A 15553-nucleotide genomic window follows, 5' to 3' on the forward strand; every position below is an offset into this window, starting at 1 on the left:
AACTCCTTTTTTGGTCGGTGCTGTTCGGTCGGTCCTGTGCGGTCGGTCCTGTGCGGTCAGCGGGACAGCTCGCGAGCGGCCCGGTAGAAGTCCTGCCAGCCGTCCCGTTCGCGCAGCACGCCCTCCACGTACTCGCCCCACACCACCTGGTCGGCGACCGGATCGCGGACCACCGCCCCGAGCACCCCGGCAGCCACCTCGCCCGCCCGCAGCACGCCGTCACCGAAGTGGGTGGCGAGCGCGAGGCCGGCGGTGACCACCGAGATGGCCTCGGCGGTGGAGAGGGTGCCGGTCGGACTCTTGACCTTGGTCCGGCCGTCGACGGTGACGCCGTCACGCAGCTCGCGGAAGACCGTCACCACCCGACGGATCTCCTGCGCGCCGCCCGGCAGCTCGGGCAGTTCCAGCGCACGGCCGAGTTGGCCGACCCGTCGCTCGACGATCTCGACCTCCTCGTCGAGCGTCGCCGGCAGCGGAAGGACGACCGTGTTGAAACGGCGGCGCAGCGCACTGGAGAGTTCGTTGACCCCGCGGTCGCGATCGTTGGCGGTGGCGATCAGGTTGAACCCGCGGACAGCCTGAGTCTCCCCGTTCAACTCCGGTATCGGCAACGTCTTTTCGGAGAGTACGGTGATCAGACTGTCCTGCACGTCGGCCGGGATCCGGGTCAGCTCCTCGACCCGCGCGATCTTGCCCTCGGCCATCGCCCGCAGCACCGGCGAGGGCACCAGCGCCTCCCGGCTGGGGCCGTCCGCGAGCAGCCGCGCGTAGTTCCAGCCGTACCGCACGGCCTCCTCGCCCGTCCCCGCGGTGCCCTGCACCAGCAGCGTGGAGTCGCCGCTGATCGCCGCCGCCAGGTGCTCGCAGACCCAGGTCTTGGCCGTGCCGGGGACCCCGAGCAGCAGCAGTGCCCGGTCGGTGGCCAGCGTGGTGATCGCGACCTCCACGATCCGGCGCGGACCGACGTACTTGGGGCTGATCACGGTGCCGTCCGGCAGCTCGCCCCCCAGCAGATAGGTCGCCACCGCCCACGGCGACAGCCGCCACCGGGCCGGCCGGGGCCGTTCGTCCTGCGCGGCCAGCGCCGCCAGCTCACCGGCGAACGCCTCCTCGGCATGCGCCCGCAGAACCTCGCCGGTCTTCTCGCTGCCGTCGGTGCTGGTGGTCATCGGGGCTCCTTCGAATCGCCCGCCCCAGGGCACAGCGGTGCCCGGGGCGGTGGGGTGGTGGGGAGCATCGGCGCAGATGACAGGCCCGGGATCGGGCTCCCGTCCGACCTGCGAGAACCACTCTGCCGGACGCCACTGACAATCGGCGCGGCAGCGGCGAGCACATCTGAGCCCCTGTCAGTCCCCCGCCCTAGCGTTCGGGTCATGGAGGAACGCTGGAGCACCGAACACGTCCTGTCCCTCGCGCCGGACGCCGCCGCGCGGAAGGCGGCCGGCGAGCTCTCCTCCCCCGCCCCTTGGTCGCGGACCGGGTGCGGGCAGGGGGCGCTCTGGGGGCTCTGCCAGGGCGGCGGGAGCACGCCGTACCGGACGGTGATCGAGTTCACCGCGCCCGCGTACCAGTGCAGTTGCCCCAGCCGGAAGTTCCCGTGCAAGCACGCGCTGGGTCTGCTCCTGCTGTGGAGCGGCGATCGGCAGGCGGTGCCGGCGGCGGCCGAGCCGCCGGACTGGGCCGGCGCTTGGCTGGCCGGGCGCCGGCAGCGCGCCGAGCCGCCCGCGGCTCCCGCCGATCCGGCGGCCGCACGTCGGCGGGCCGACCGACGGGCGGCCAAAGTGGCCGCCGGCGCAGCGGAGTTGCACTTGCGACTGGCCGACCGGGTGCGGCGCGGGCTGGCCGACCCGGGCGGCGCGGCGGGTGGCGGCTGGCCGGAGGTCGCGGCCCGGATGGTGGACGCCCAGGCGCCCGGACTCGCCTCCAGGGCCCGGGAGTTGGATCACCTCCCGGCCGACGGGCAGCTCGCCGGCTACGCCCTGCTGCACCTGCTGGCCGCCGCCTACGAACGGATCGGCGAGCTGCCCGAGCCGCTGGCCCGGACCGTGCGCGCCCGGGTCGGCTTCACCACCGACAGCGCCGAACTGCTGGCCGGCCCCACCGTGCGCGACCACTGGCTGGTCCTCGGCAGCCGGGACGTCCTCGACGATCCGCTGACCACACGCCGCCTGTGGCTGCGCGGCGCCAAGACCGGCCGGCCGGCCCTGCTGCTCTCCTACGGCCGCCCCGGCCAGGCTCCCGAACTCTCCCTGCCCACCGGCTGGTTGCTGGAGGCGGAGCTGGCCTTCCAGCCGGGCGCACAGCCGCTGCGCGCCGTCCTCGGCCCGCGGCACGGCTCCCCCACGCCCGCGCCCGGCGCCCCCCGGGCCGAGCCCGTGGCCGCCGCCCTCGCCCGCTACGGGGAGGCGGTCGCCGCGGACCCCTGGACGGAGTCCTGGCCGGCGGTCCTGCGCGAGGTGCGGCCCGTCGCCACCGCCTCCGGCTGGCAGTTGACGGACCGTCAGCACGCACTGCCCCTGCACGACGCCCCCGAGCGGGCGCTCTGGCGACTGGCGGCGGTCTCCGGTGGCCGTCCGGTGACGGTCTTCGGCGACTGCGGGCATCGCGGGTTCACCCCGGTGACGGTCTGGGACGAACAGGGCCGCGCCACCGGCCTGACCACGGGAGGAGCCGCATGAGCGCCGACTACTGGGCCCAGCTGCAGAGCACCGCCCTGCTGGGCACCGACCGCCGCCCGCTGCCCGAGCCGGCCGGCCCGCCCGCCCTGCTGGCCGCCGCCGCGGGCGTGGAGCGCACCGACCCGGCCACCGCCCTGCTGGAACTCGCCGCGCTGACCGCCGTCCGGCAGCGGGCCGGGCTGCTCCCGCTGCCCGCCCCGGCGCCGCAGCCCGCGGCCGGGGAGGACGAGCGCCCCGAACTGCCCGCGGCGGCGGCCCGCCGGCTCGCGGTGCTGCTGGCCGGGCGGGCCGCCGGCACCACCACCCAGCCCAACCTCACCGAACTGCTGCCGCAGTGGCTGGCGTTGGCCCGCCAGCGCGGCTACCGCCCGCCGGCCGACCAGGTCCCGGCCCTGCTGGAGGCCGCCCGGGCCCGCGGCGAACTGCGCGGCGACGCGGTGGCGCTGGCCGGCCCGCTCGGCCGCTGGCTGGCCGAACGGAACCCGCAGTGGCGCTATGTGCTGCGCACCGCGGGCGCCGAGGGGCCGACCGAGGCCGACCTGGTCTGGCAGCAGGGCCTCTTCGCCGAGCGGGTCACCCATCTGACCGTACTGCGCCGCCGGGAGCCGGCCGCCGCGCTGGCCCTGCTCGCCGGCACCTGGCCGAGCGAACGGGCCGAGGACCGGCTGCTCTTCCTGGACGCCCTGCAGGAGGGCCTGTCACCGGCCGACGAGCCGTTCCTGGAGTCCGCCCTGGCCGACCGCAGCAGGAACGTGCGCGCCACCGCCGCCGAACTGCTCTCCACGCTGCCCGGCTCCGCGCTCGGCCGGCGGATGGCCGAGCGGGCGCGGGCCGCCGTGCGGCTGGTCGACGGCGTGCTGCTGGTCACCCCGCCCACCGCCTGCGACGAGGCGATGCAGCGCGACGGGATCCCGCCCAAGTCGCCGACCGGGCGCGGCGAACAGGCCTGGTGGCTGGGCGAGGTGCTGGCCGCCGCACCGCTCTCCTGCTGGACGGACTCCTTCGGCCTGACGCCGGGCCAACTGCTCGCCCTGCCCGTCGCGGACGCCCGTGCGGGAGTGGACGCCCGCGCAGGAGTGGACGCCCGCGCGGCGGCGAACGCCCGCGCGGCAGCGGGCTCAACCGGCAGCGGCCCCTGGCGGGAGGAGCTGCACGAGGCCTGGGCACGGGCCGCGGTGCGCCAGGGCGAAGCCCCCTGGGCCCGGGCGCTGCTCGGCCCGCCACCGCGCCGCCCCGGCTCGCCGGCCGTCGCGGGCGCGCCCGCGAAGCTGCTCGCCGTCCTGCCGCCGGCCGAACGGGCGCTGTGGACCGCGGCCTTCCTGCGCACCCACGGCCCCGGCGACGCCTTCCAGTTGCTCGGCGCCTGCGCCACCCCGTGGACCCCGCCGCTCAGCACCGCCGTGGTGGCGGCCCTGGAGCGGGCGGCCGCGGCGGGCTCCTACCCGTGGAACCACAGCGGCGTGCTGGGCCTGACGGAGCGTTCGCTCGCACCCGCCACCGCGCCGGCGGTCGCCGCCCTGGCCGCCGACGCCGCGCCGGACACCGCCTGGGCGGAGACCTTCGCCCGGCTGGCCGGCACGCTGCGGTTCCGGGCGGCGATGCTCGCCGAGCTCACCGAGGCGGTGACATGACGCATCGTCAGAGGTCTCAGGTCGCGGAGCTCAGGTTGGCCCGCACCCAGGCCACCACCTCGCCGGTCGTGGTCCCCGGAGTGAAGATCTCCGCGACGCCCAGCGCCTTCAGCTCGGGGATGTCGGGCGCCGGGATGATGCCGCCGCAGAACACCGTGATGTCCGCCGCGCCCCGCTCCCGGAGGAGTTCGAGAACCCGGGCGCAGAGGGTCATATGGGCGCCGGACAGGATCGACAGGCCGATCCCGGCGGCGTCCTCCTGGATCGCGGTGTCCACCACCTGCTCGGGCGTCTGGTGCAGGCCGGTGTAGATCACCTCCACGCCGGCGTCCCGCAGCGCCCGCGCGATCACCTTGGCACCACGGTCGTGGCCGTCGAGACCTGGTTTGGCGACCACCACCCGGATCGGGCCCGACCCCACCATCTGCGCCTCCAACGTCACTCAGCGACAACGGATCTGAGGGGAGGTTAGCGCCGCGTGGCGCGCGGGCCGCGCTCCCTCGCGCGGGCGGGGGAAAACCCGGGCGGCGAAGGACCCGGCCCAGGACCCCGCGAGGGCCCCGGGCCGGGTGACGGTCCGAAAGCGGACCGCTCAGAGCTTCTCGACCGGCGCGTACCGCAGCAGCAGCACCTTGCGGCCCGAGGCGCCGAAGTCGATGGTGGCCTTCGCCTTGTCGCCGCTGCCCGCCACCTCCGCCACCGTGCCGAGCCCGAACTTGTCGTGGCTGACCCGGTCGCCGACCGCCAGCGAGACCACCTCGCGCTCGGTCACCGTCCGGGTCGAGGAGCGGCCCCAGCCGGCCTTCGGCCCCTGCGAGCTCAGCCCGCCCGAGGAGCGCGAGCCGCCGACCGAGAGGCTGCGGGACGGCGGCGCGACCTTGGCGACCGTGCCCTTCCACTCCACCAGCTCGGCCGGGATCTCCTCCAGGAAGCGCGAGGCCGGGTTGTAGGCCGGCTGCCCCCAGGCGCTGCGCAGCACGCTGCGGGTCAGGTAGAGCCGCTGCCGGGCCCGGGTCAGGCCGACGTAGGCCAGCCGGCGCTCCTCCTCCAGCTCCTTGACCTGGCTCAGCGCCCGCATGTGCGGGAAGATCCCGTCCTCCATGCCGGTCAGGAAGACCACCGGGAACTCCAGGCCCTTGGCGGTGTGCAGGGTCATCATCGTGATGACGCCCTGCCCCTCGTCGTCGTCGGGGCTTCCTCCGTCGGTCCCGGACCGCTGCGCGTCCGGAAGTTGGTCGGAGTCGGCGACCAGCGCGACCCGCTCCAGGAAGTCGGCCAGCGAACCGACCGGCGGCGCGCCGTCCTCGCCCGCGTCGGGGCGCTCGCCAGGGTCCTGCTCGTACTCCAGGGCCACCGAGGCGAGCTCCTGGAGGTTCTCCACCCGGGTCTCGTCCTGCGGGTCGGTGGAGGACTGGAGCTCCGCCAGGTACCCGGTCTCCTCCAGGACGGCCTCCAGCACGGCGGCCGGTCCGGCCCCCGACTCGACCACCTGGCGCAGCCCGGCCAGCAGCTCGTTGAACTTGCGTACCGCGTTGGCCGAGCGCGCGGCCATCCCGTACGCCTCGTCGACGCGCAGCAGCGCCTGGGCGAAGGAGATCCGCTCGCGGGAGGCCAGTGCCTCGATCATCGCCTCCGCGCGGTCGCCGATGCCGCGCTTGGGCACGTTGAGGATCCGGCGCAGCGGCACGGTGTCCTCGGGGTTGGAGAGCACCCGCAGGTAGGCCAGCACGTCGCGGACCTCGCGGCGCTCGTAGAAGCGCACCCCGCCGACCACCTTGTACGGCAGTCCGACCCGGATGAACACCTCCTCGAAGACCCGGGACTGCGCGTTCGTCCGGTAGAAGATCGCCACGTCACCGGGCTTGGCGTCGCCGGCGTCGGTGAGGCGGTCGATCTCCTCGGCGATGAACTGCGCCTCGCCGTGCTCGTCGTCGGCGACATAGCCGACCACCTTCTCGCCGTGTTCGCCGGCCGTCCAGAGCTTCTTCTCGCGGCGGTTGGCGTTGCGCTCGATCACCGAGTTGGCGGCGCTCAGGATGGTCTGGGTGGAGCGGTAGTTCTGCTCCAGCAGGATCGTGGTGGCGTCGGGGTAGTCCTCCTCGAACTGGAGGATGTTGCGGATCGTCGCGCCGCGGAAGGCGTAGATCGACTGGTCGGCGTCACCCACCACGCACAGCTCGGCCGCCGGCAGCTCGGCCGGCCCCGCGGCGGCGGGGTTCACGAAGTCGCCGTCCACCGTGCGCTTGGGCGCCGAGCCAGCCGCGCCGCCGGTCAGCTCGCGCACCAGCATGTACTGCGCGTGGTTGGTGTCCTGGTACTCGTCCACCAGGATGTGCCGGAACCGGCGCCGGTAGTGCTCGGCCGCGTCCGGGAAGGCCTGCAGCAGGTTGACCGTGGTCATGATGATGTCGTCGAAGTCCAGCGCGTTGGCCTCGCGCAGCCGGGCCTGGTAGAGCGTGTACGCCTCGGCGAGCTTGCGCTCCATCGGGTTGGCGGCCTGCCCGGTGTAGGTCTCCTCGTCGATCAGCTCGTTCTTGAGGTTGGAGACCTTGGCGGTGAACGACTTCGGCGGGAACTGCTTGGGGTCCAGGTCCAGGTCCCGGCAGACCAGTGACATCAGCCGCTGCGAGTCGGCCGAGTCGTAGATCGAGAAGCTGGAGGTGAAGCCGAGCCGCTTGCTCTCCCGGCGCAGGATCCGCACACAGGCGCTGTGGAAGGTGGACACCCACATCGCCCGCGCCCGCGGCCCGACCAGTTGCTCGACGCGCTCGCGCATCTCGCCGGCCGCCTTGTTGGTGAAGGTGATCGCCAGGATCTCGCCCGGCTGCACCCCGCGCGCGCCCAGCAGGTACGCGATCCGGTGGGTCAGCACCCGGGTCTTGCCCGACCCGGCGCCGGCCACGATCAGCAGCGGCGCCCCGGCGTGCAGCACGGCCTCGCGCTGCGGGTCGTTCATCCCCTCCAGCAGCTGCGCCGGGTCGACCACGGTGCGGTGGCTGCCGTTGCGGTAGTAGGCGTCGCGCTCGGCCTGCGCGGCGTAGTCGGTCCGGAAGAGATCACCGGGGATCTCTTCCTCGTACCCCTGGTGGCCGTCGTAGTCCTCCGGCGGAGGCTCCTCGGCCAGGTGCACGGGCATCGCGGCGGTGGCGGGCTTCGCCTCGAAGGGCTCGAAGCCGGGCAGCGGGAGGTCGTCAAAGAGGCTACTCATGGCTCTCCGAGTCTATGGCCCGCCGCCGACAGGACGTGCGGCCGCCGGAAACCGGGCAGCAGTGATCGACCCATGCCACCGGTCGTACAGTTCCGGTCACCGACCGCGGTGCTGCCCGGGCCGCCCCGGGCACCCGCTACCGTCGCCCCATGGGCACGCACCGCCGACCCCGCCGCCCACTCCTCCCCCTGCCCGCCCGCCGCTCCCTGCGCACGCTGGGCACCCTGACGGGCCTGGCCATGGCGAGCGCGCTGTCCCTGCTCACCTTCGCTCCGGCCGACCCGCCGCAGCCCACCGGCCCCCCGGATCCCGCCCTCAGCCGGCCCGACGATTCACAGCAGGCGGTGCCGACGCCGGTGCCGGACTCCGCGTCATTGTCGCAGCCGGCACCGGCCCAGCCGCAGGATCACGGCGAGTAGCCGTTCGCGAAGGCCAGGTAGACGCCGTAGAACCCCGAACAGACCGCCGCCGAACCGAGCAGCACCCAGATCGAGGCCCGGGACCGCACCCGGGACAGTCCTGCGGCCAACGGCACCAGCACCACGAACGCCGGTACCAGGAACCGCGCCCGAGCGGCGTCGCTGGCGCTGCTGCCGATCGCGACGGCCAGCATCGTCGCGGCGAACACCAGCCACGGCAGCGGCTGCCGCTGGATCAGCGCGAGCAGGAAGAGGACCACGTAGGCCACCACGACCAGGGCGATCACCACCTGGTTCAGCAGCTGGGGCCCCGTGCCCGGCGTCAGGAACATCTCGTCGAGCCAGCGGACGGTGCCCACTCCGCCGTCGAACTGCGTCCCCCAGGCGGACTGGATGTAGGAGTAGCCGCTCCAGGACCGGCGCACGTAGTCGACGTAGCCGATGTAGCCGAGGACACCCAGCGGCGACAGCACCGCGCCCAGCACCACGCGCCACCAGGCCGGAGCGGGCGAGCGCTCGTCGTGCCGCCCGCGCAGCCGCTGGACCAGCTCGACGGCGGCCGCCAGGCCCACCGCCGCCGCGACGGCCGCGGCGGTCGGCCGGACCAGGCCGGCCAGCAGGCTCAGCGCACCGGCCCAGATCCAGTTGCGGCGCTGCAGCGCGTAGAGCGCCCACGCCGCCGTCGCGGTGAACAGCGACTCGGAGTAGGCCATGCTCTGCACCGCGGCGTGCGGCAGGACCCCCCAGAGCACCGCCGTGATCACCCCCACCCGGCGGTTGTACCGGTGCGAGACCGCCGCGAAGATGCCCCCCGCCGCGACCAGTGACGACCCCCAGGCCACCGCCAGCGCCGCGGCACCCACCGAGATCGGCAGGACGGTGTAGACCGCCTTGATGAGCATCGGGAAGAGCGGGAAGAACGCCCGCGTCGAGTACGGGATGTCGTTCATGCCGTTGCCGACATGGTCGTTGTAGCCGTGCAGCACGATGTCCGTGTACCAGTGCGCGTCCCACAGGTCGCTCAGGTGGTGCAGCACGGCGTACTTGTGCGGAAGCAGCAGCATCAGCAGTACGCCGACGGCCCGCACCCCCGCGTAGCCGAGAAGAGCCGGCGCGGCCTCACGCAGCGCGCCTTTGATCCGGTCCAGCAGGCCGCTCCCGCGGCCGGACACCGTTCCCCCCAGCCGATGCGCGCCAGGCGCGTCGGCCCCGGTGGCCTGAACTGTCACTGCGGTGTTCCCTCTTTCTTCTCTCTGGCCGCACCGGCCTGCGCGTCGATCGTCGTCAACGACGCGAAGGCCGAGTCCAGGCCCTTCTTCATCGCTCGGGTCAGCGGCCGCTCCACCAGTCGGTGGATGAGCCAGGCGAGCAGCAGGATGCCGGTGGCCACGATGGCCAGCGTCGCGCCCGGCGACAGCCACTGGCGCAGCCAGCAGATGGCGGTCGTCCCGATCTCCTGGTGCAGCAGGTAGAGCGGGTAGGTCAGCGAGCCGGCCACGGTCAGCCAGCGCCACTTGATCCAGTTGAGCCAGCCCAGCGCGGCCGCCAGGACCAGCAGGAAACAGCCGGTCATCAGACAGGCGGCGATGGTCCAGGAGATGTGCTGGGGCAGCCACTGCTGGTACATCTGCACGGTGCCCTCCAGCCGGTACTGCGCCACCAGCCAGGAGAAGCCGAGCATCCCCCAGAGCAGCAGGTTGGGCCCGAACCGGTACATCAGGTACATGGTGATGCCGGCCACGAAGAACGGCGTGTAGCTGGGCTGGGTGATCGTGTCGAGCAGCGGGAAGTTCACCGTGGGCGCGATCGCCGCCAGGAAGGTCCAGATCCCGCAGAAGGCCACCACCCGACGGTAGGTCAGGCCCATCGCCACCACGACGGCGAACAGCACGTAGAACAGCATCTCGACCCAGAGCGTCCAGTAGCTGGGGTCGACCAGCGGGGCACCCAGCGGCGACGGCAGCATGGTCGCGTTGACGATGATGTTGCGCGGGGTGAGGTCCTTGACCGTGCTGAACGAGTAGCCGGCCGTGAGGACCACGGCGGTGGTGATCGCCATCGCCGCCCAGTAGGCGGGATAGAGCCGGACCACCCGGGAGATGAAGAAGTCCTGCGGCCGCTTGCCCCAGCAGGACATGCAGATCACGAAGCCACTGATCAGGAAGAAGAGCTCGACGCCGATCCAGCCGTAGATGGCCACCCCGTGCAGACCCGGCATCAGCTTGTCGGGACTGCCGTGCCAGGTCTGCTCCCAGCCCACCGGCTTGCCGAGCAGGTGGAAGCTCATCACGCTCAGTGCGGCCAGCAGACGCATGCCGTCCAGCACGTAGAGCCTGGGCCGGCTGTGCTTGCCGGAGCCTTTCGACTGCTCGGCGTGGGCGGGCCTGTCAGCCGAAGCGGACCTGAGCCGGTTCGGCAGCACGGAGAGTGGCATCGGTCGACGCTTTCCTACGGGAGCACCGGGCGGCGCTGGGGGGCGTTTCGTCTAGGGGAGCCTACAGGTACGGCCGGTGGGCGCTGAGCGCCCACCGGCCGTACCTGGCACGAGCCGACGGGGCTCGCGTTGAGGTTCTGTCAGGAGTTGACCACCTTGTACAGATACTCACCCTGGGGGCTGGTCGCCACCTGCTCGTAGCCCGATCCGCTCGGCAGCACCACACCCTGGCCGGGCATGATCAGCACCCAGCTCGCGTGGTACTTGGTCAGCAGGTCGCGGCGGTCCTGGTCGGTGGCTTCCTTCGAGTAGAAGAACTCCCAGACGTCGTGGTTGCGCTGGTCGAACACCGACTGGGCCACGGCCGGGTCCGGGTAGTCGGTGCTGACGGTGTAGTAGCCGTAGGCCGGAAGCTGGTCGAGCGGCCGCTCGCCGGAGGTCATCACGACGTCGCCGTACTTCACGCCGTACTGGGCGACCCACTGGTAGCCGGGCCACGGGTTCCAGGTCTGGACGTTGTCGACCACGCCCTTGGGGAAGTCCTTCTTCGGGATCAGGTAGAAGATCGTGCCGGCCTGGACCCACATGCCGAGCGCCAGCGCCACCGTGAGCATCAGCGACAGCTCACGCTTGAACCAGTCCTTCCACGGGATCTCCGCCGCCTCGATGGCCACGGCCAGCTGCATCGTCATGATCAGGCCCGGGTAGGCGCGACCGAAGCTGTAGTGACCGCTGAACCAGCCGTACGCCACGACCGCGCCGATCAGCGCGAAGGTGAGCACCAGCGGGTCCATGCGGTTGCGGCGGAAGCGCAGGAACAGCGCGGGCAGGCCGAGCACCAGGGCGAAGCCGAACCAGGCCAGCGGGGCGCTGTACAGACCCTGGTGCATCGCGTCCAGCGCGGAGGACTGCTGCTGGTCGAGCAGGTTGAAGTACGGCCAGACCAGCACGGCGGCGAGGGTGACGGCCGCGGACAGCACCCAGAGCAGCCAGTTGCGCACGGACAGGCCGCGCAGCGAGCCGATCATTATGCCGGCCAGGCCCAGGCAGATCACGATGCCGGTGAACGGGTGCGACAGCAGGACGACGAAGAGCACCAGGCCGAGGGCCACATGCGCCGGGATCCGCACGGCGAGCTTGTCGGAGAGCGGCGCCCGGTCGGGCACCCGGCCCAGCAGTCGCAGCGTCCCCGCCCAGAGCCAGAACATCAGGCCCGCCGCGAAGGCGCTCGGGTACGACAGCCCGAGGCAGAAGGAGAGCCACGACTCGTAGCCGCTCCACACCTCGACGTTGACGCCCCAGAGGAAGAAGTACGTGAACAGGGCTATGACCGGTGCCCACGGACGGCTGGTCAGGGTCCGGACGAAGGCGCCGATCCCGGTGATCACGAGCACCACGTTCATGACCGCGAGCAGGTGCATCGTCTTCAGCGGCACCAGGCCGGTGACCAGTGACACCAGCGCACCGAAGACCTGGTACGGCGCGAAGTAGGGGCTGTTGTTCCCCGAGATGTCGATCAGCGGGCTGGTCGGGTGCGAGAAGTTCTCACGCAGTCGCCAGATGGTCGACGCGTGCTGCCCCTGGTCTCCCGACCAGGGCAGCGCGAAACACATCGGCACCAGCACGAGCAGGAAGAGCAGACCGGTGACCCGGTACGGGGTCACCCGGAACAGCCACTCCCGCAGACCGTCACGACCCGCCCCTGGTCCACGCGAGCGTCCCCTGATCGTGATCGGCTGGTTGTCATCGTCGGAGGCCTCGGACTCGGGGAGGCTCGAAGCGGCGGCGGTGTCGGTCACGGTGCTCCACAATACGGCAACTAGTGGCCCGGAATTTTCAAGGCCAGACGATGCCTCCGGGCCGCTTCTTCGGCCAGGAGGTCATGCGACCCCGTGGTGTCGACGGGATCCAGGCAACGCAGACTGCATACCCAGTATGCCAGGGGGAGTGCATACTGGGTATACCCGAAAGGGTCGCGTACCGGCTCCTGTGCCCCGGCCGTCAGACCAGCCGGCGCGCCGTCGCCCAGCGGGTCAGCTCGTGCCGGTTGCTCAGCTGCAGCTTGCGCAGCACCGCCGAGACGTGGCTCTCCACCGTCTTCACCGAGATGAACAGCTGCTTGGCGATCTCCTTGTACGCGTACCCGCGGGCGATCAGCCGCAGCACCTCGCGCTCGCGCTGGGTCAGGCGGTCCAGGTCCTCGTCCACCGGCGGGGTGTCGGTGGCGGCGAACGCGTCCAGCACGAAGCCGGCCAGCCGCGGCGAGAAGACCGCGTCGCCGTCGGCGATCCGGAAGACCGCGTTGACCAGGTCGGCACCGGTGATGGTCTTGGTGACGTAACCGCGGGCGCCGCCGCGGATCACGCCGATCACGTCCTCGGCGGCGTCGGAGACCGACAGCGCCAGGAACTTCACGCCGCCCGGCTCACCCATCACGGCGGTGGAACGGCGCAGCACCTCGACACCGCCGCCACCGGGCAGGTGGACGTCGAGCAGCACCACGTCGGGGCGGGTCTCGGCGACCACCCGGACCGCCGACTCCACGTCGTCGGCCTCGCCCACCACGTCGATGCCGGTGGCCTCGGTGCGGCCGATCTCGGCCCGCACGCCGGTACGGAACATCCGGTGGTCGTCGACCAGGACCACCCGTGCCACCCGCTCGGGGCCCCCTGACCCGGCGTCGGGCGCAACAGCGTCAGTCATCAGCAGCTCTCTCCATCTCCAACTCGACCTCGGTGCCGCCGTCCGGCGCGGGACGCACCCGTGCGGTGCCGCCGTTGCGCTTCATCCGGCCGATGATCGACTCGCGGACGCCCATCCGGTCCTCCGGCACGGTGTCCGGGTCGAAGCCGGGGCCGTGGTCGCGCACGAACACCGACACCGTCCTCCCCTCCACCTCGGCGTAGACCTGCACCGGTCCCCCGCCACCGTACTTGGCCGCATTGACCATCGCCTCACGCGCTGCCTGCATCTGTGCGGTGAGCCGCTCGTCCATCGGGCAGTCGCCCACGCAGACCAGCTCGACCGGCACCCCGTGCCGGTCCTCCACCTCGGCCACCACCGAGCGCAGCCGCTCGGCCAGGGTGTCGGGGGCCGCCTCGGCGGCGGCCTCGGGGCGGTAGAGCCACAGCCGCAGCTCGCGCTCCTGGGCCCGGGCCAGGCGCTGGACCTCCTTGGGGTCCTCCGAGCGGCGCTGGATCAGGGTGAGGGTGTGCAGCACCGAGTCGTGGATGTGCGCGGCGATCTCGGCCCGCTCCTGGGCCCGGATCCGGGCGGTCCGCTCGGTGGCGAGGTCCTGCCACATCCGCAGCGCGTACGGTCCGGTCAGCACCAGGACACCGGCGAGCACCGCCAGCGAGGCCTCGATCACCGAGGCGAGGGTGGAGCCGGCCCCCTGCAGCACCAGGAAGCCGATGATGCCCACGGTCACCAGCAGCACGCCGACGCCGACCCGGGTGAAGGCCACCCGCCGCTTGCCGCCGCCCTCCAGGCCGAACCAGCGCTGCCAGCGCGAGTCGTCGGCCTGCCGCCAGACCAGCGCGACACCGACCCCGATCGCCAGCAGCGGCCAGGTGTAGGGGCTGGAGGACTGGATGTTCAGCACGTTGAGCAGCGCCATCACGCCGATGACCAGCATCAGCAGGGCGGCCAGCTGGCCGAGGTTCTGCCGGCTGCCCGAGGTGGGCGAGCCCGCCGCTCCGCTCTCCTGCGCGATCACCGGTTCCCCCTGGAAGGTGCCCTGCAGCATGTCGCGCAGCCGCCCGAGCCGGCCGCGCCGGCCCTTGCGCAGCGGGTCGGGGGTCACACCGGAGGCACCGGCCGGGACGAACTGGCCGTTGGCCCAGACATAGCTGACGCCCAGTGCGCCGCGGGCCCCCGGCTCGCCGATGCCGATCGGCACCACGAACCAGAAGGCCGCGTACAGCAGCACCCCGATCCCGTTGGCGAAGGTGAGCAGCACGAAGGCCGCCCGCACCCAGACCACCGGCAGGCCCAGGTGCACCGCGAGCCCGTGCGCCACCCCGCCCAGCATCCGCGAGTGCGGACTGCGGTAGAGCTTGCGGTACGGCGGCCGGGCCGCGGCCGGGGTCGGCTCGCCGCCCGCGCTCGGTGGAGCGTCGGAGGCGGAGGTGCTCGGGTTCGCTTCGGTGCCGGGGACTGCCACGCCACAGATGGTCACACGCGCGCGGGGGCGAGCGCATCAGGGTGCTTCCCCTAGGGCCTGCCCGGCGGACCCTGTCGCGCGCCGGGCCGGATCGGCCGGACCCCCGCGGACCTCGCCAGGTGGCCGCACCGCCACCCGGTCCGGCGTACAGCGCCGCGTGTCGCCACTCATCCCAAGATCGAACAATCCTATGATCCGGCGCATCTGACAGATCGTCATACATCTGGAGGTACCGCCATGAAACGGACTGTCGCTGCCCTGCTGGCCGCGATTCTCTGCTCCGGCCTCGGCCTGGTCAGCTCCGTTCCCGCCCAGGCCGCGCCCGCACCCCGGGACACCCCGCCGGTGCTGCGGGTCATGCCGCTCGGCGACTCGATCACCGTGGGCGTCGGCAGCCAGAGCCAGGCCGGCTACCGGCTGCCGCTCTGGCAGCTGATCACCGGGCAGTCCCGCTACGCCGTGGAGTTCGTCGGCTCGCAGCGCGACGGCTCCTTCGCCTCCCCGTGGCACGAGGGACACAGCGGCTGGATGATCGACGACATCCGCGACCACGTGGACGGCTGGCTGGCCGCGCAGCACCCGGACATCGTGCTGCTGCACATCGGCATCAACGACCTGGACCGCGGGACGGACAAGGACCACGCGACCGACCGCCTGCAGGCCCTGGTCGAGCAGATCTTCACCGACCGCCCCGGCATCACCGTCATCCTGCAGGGCCTGCTGCCCACCACCGGCGGCCTGCAGACCCAGGTGCGCCGCTTCAACCGCCAGGCCCGGACCCTGGAGTCGACCGAGCGCGAGCTGGGGAACCAGCTGAGCTACGTCACCCCGCCCGCGCTGACCGCCGACGAGTGGTACGACCGGCTGCACCCCAACGACCGTGGCTACGACAGGATGGCGCTGGCCTTCTTCGGCACCCTCGACGACGAGGCCGGCCGGCTGGTCGACGATGCCCCGCTGCGCGAGGCCGCCGGCCGTCCCTGAGCGCTGTCTCAGGGTGAGATCAGGGTCCGCACAG

Annotated in this window: 12 protein-coding genes; 4 read left to right on the top strand and 8 right to left on the bottom strand. The window is 72.5% G+C overall.

Annotated elements, in window-relative coordinates; all coding sequences use genetic code 11:
• Positions 1–56 precede the first annotated feature (56 nt).
• Entirely contained in the window at positions 57–1169 is a 1113-nt protein-coding gene (locus ACFZB9_RS12055) for an AAA family ATPase (protein WP_391446166.1), read from the bottom strand.
• Between the two features lie 204 nt (positions 1170–1373).
• Here ACFZB9_RS12055 and ACFZB9_RS12060 point away from each other — a divergent pair, with 204 nt between their 5' ends.
• Positions 1374–2678, top strand: a complete 1305-nt coding sequence (locus ACFZB9_RS12060; RefSeq protein WP_391446168.1) for an SWIM zinc finger family protein — start codon at positions 1374–1376, stop codon at positions 2676–2678.
• A complete protein-coding gene (locus ACFZB9_RS12065) occupies positions 2675–4309 on the top strand; it encodes a DUF5691 domain-containing protein (RefSeq protein WP_391446170.1) in 1635 nt (544 codons plus the stop codon). The genes ACFZB9_RS12060 and ACFZB9_RS12065 overlap by 4 nt, the downstream gene beginning before the upstream one ends.
• Positions 4310–4325: 16 nt before the next feature.
• On the opposite strand, the gene ACFZB9_RS12070 is transcribed toward ACFZB9_RS12065, so the two are convergent.
• Both ACFZB9_RS12070 and pcrA read right to left on the bottom strand, forming a co-directional pair.
• Entirely contained in the window at positions 4326–4733 is a 408-nt protein-coding gene (locus ACFZB9_RS12070) for a cobalamin B12-binding domain-containing protein (protein WP_391446172.1), read from the bottom strand.
• A gap of 168 nt (positions 4734–4901) precedes the next feature.
• Positions 4902–7517 (bottom strand): DNA helicase PcrA, encoded by a 2616-nt coding sequence (pcrA, locus tag ACFZB9_RS12075; protein ID WP_391446174.1) that lies wholly within the window; start codon positions 7515–7517, stop codon positions 4902–4904.
• 149 nt (positions 7518–7666) lie between these two features.
• Here pcrA and ACFZB9_RS12080 point away from each other — a divergent pair, with 149 nt between their 5' ends.
• Positions 7667–7936 carry a hypothetical protein gene (locus tag ACFZB9_RS12080; protein ID WP_391446176.1) on the top strand — a complete coding sequence of 90 codons (270 nt, stop codon included), beginning with the start codon at positions 7667–7669 and terminating at the stop codon, positions 7934–7936.
• Here the strand turns inward: ACFZB9_RS12080 and ACFZB9_RS12085 are convergent.
• The 5 genes from ACFZB9_RS12085 to ACFZB9_RS12105 form a co-directional block, all read right to left on the bottom strand.
• On the bottom strand, positions 7924–9108 hold the full coding sequence (locus ACFZB9_RS12085; protein ID WP_391446178.1) for a hypothetical protein: 1185 nt from the start codon (positions 9106–9108) through the stop codon (positions 7924–7926). The genes ACFZB9_RS12080 and ACFZB9_RS12085 overlap by 13 nt on opposite strands.
• A gap of 53 nt (positions 9109–9161) precedes the next feature.
• A complete protein-coding gene (locus ACFZB9_RS12090; RefSeq protein WP_391446179.1) occupies positions 9162–10370 on the bottom strand; it encodes an acyltransferase family protein in 1209 nt (402 codons plus the stop codon).
• A gap of 140 nt (positions 10371–10510) precedes the next feature.
• Positions 10511–12169, bottom strand: a complete 1659-nt coding sequence (locus ACFZB9_RS12095; protein WP_391446181.1) for a hypothetical protein — start codon at positions 12167–12169, stop codon at positions 10511–10513.
• 202 nt (positions 12170–12371) lie between these two features.
• Positions 12372–13073: a LuxR C-terminal-related transcriptional regulator gene (locus tag ACFZB9_RS12100; RefSeq protein ID WP_391446183.1), complete on the bottom strand. Its 702-nt coding sequence runs from the start codon at positions 13071–13073 to the stop codon at positions 12372–12374.
• Positions 13066–14403: a PspC domain-containing protein gene (locus ACFZB9_RS12105; RefSeq protein WP_391446736.1), complete on the bottom strand. Its 1338-nt coding sequence runs from the start codon at positions 14401–14403 to the stop codon at positions 13066–13068. Before ACFZB9_RS12105 ends, ACFZB9_RS12100 begins: the two co-directional genes overlap by 8 nt.
• Positions 14404–14772: 369 nt before the next feature.
• Here ACFZB9_RS12105 and ACFZB9_RS12110 point away from each other — a divergent pair, with 369 nt between their 5' ends.
• A complete protein-coding gene (locus tag ACFZB9_RS12110; protein ID WP_391446185.1) occupies positions 14773–15519 on the top strand; it encodes an SGNH/GDSL hydrolase family protein in 747 nt (248 codons plus the stop codon).
• The last annotated feature ends 34 nt before the right edge of the window (positions 15520–15553 follow it).

Origin of the sequence: Kitasatospora sp. NPDC008050, from assembly GCF_042957465.1 — a bacterium.
Classification (GTDB): domain Bacteria; phylum Actinomycetota; class Actinomycetes; order Streptomycetales; family Streptomycetaceae; genus Kitasatospora.

Excerpts from the sequence above, each read along its gene's own strand:
- pcrA (WP_391446174.1), bottom strand. The coding sequence starts at position 7,517 with ATGAGTAGCCTCTTTGACGACCTCCCGCTGCCCGGCTTCGAGCCCTTC.
- ACFZB9_RS12070 (WP_391446172.1), bottom strand. The coding sequence starts at position 4,733 with ATGGTGGGGTCGGGCCCGATCCGGGTGGTGGTCGCCAAACCAGGTCTC.
- ACFZB9_RS12080 (WP_391446176.1), top strand. The coding sequence starts at position 7,667 with ATGGGCACGCACCGCCGACCCCGCCGCCCACTCCTCCCCCTGCCCGCC.
- ACFZB9_RS12100 (WP_391446183.1), bottom strand. The coding sequence starts at position 13,073 with ATGACTGACGCTGTTGCGCCCGACGCCGGGTCAGGGGGCCCCGAGCGG.
- ACFZB9_RS12110 (WP_391446185.1), top strand. The coding sequence starts at position 14,773 with ATGAAACGGACTGTCGCTGCCCTGCTGGCCGCGATTCTCTGCTCCGGC.
- ACFZB9_RS12105 (WP_391446736.1), bottom strand. The coding sequence starts at position 14,403 with ATGCTGGGCGGGGTGGCGCACGGGCTCGCGGTGCACCTGGGCCTGCCG.
- ACFZB9_RS12065 (WP_391446170.1), top strand. The coding sequence starts at position 2,675 with ATGAGCGCCGACTACTGGGCCCAGCTGCAGAGCACCGCCCTGCTGGGC.
- ACFZB9_RS12090 (WP_391446179.1), bottom strand. The coding sequence starts at position 10,370 with ATGCCACTCTCCGTGCTGCCGAACCGGCTCAGGTCCGCTTCGGCTGAC.
- ACFZB9_RS12060 (WP_391446168.1), top strand. The coding sequence starts at position 1,374 with ATGGAGGAACGCTGGAGCACCGAACACGTCCTGTCCCTCGCGCCGGAC.
- ACFZB9_RS12055 (WP_391446166.1), bottom strand. The coding sequence starts at position 1,169 with ATGACCACCAGCACCGACGGCAGCGAGAAGACCGGCGAGGTTCTGCGG.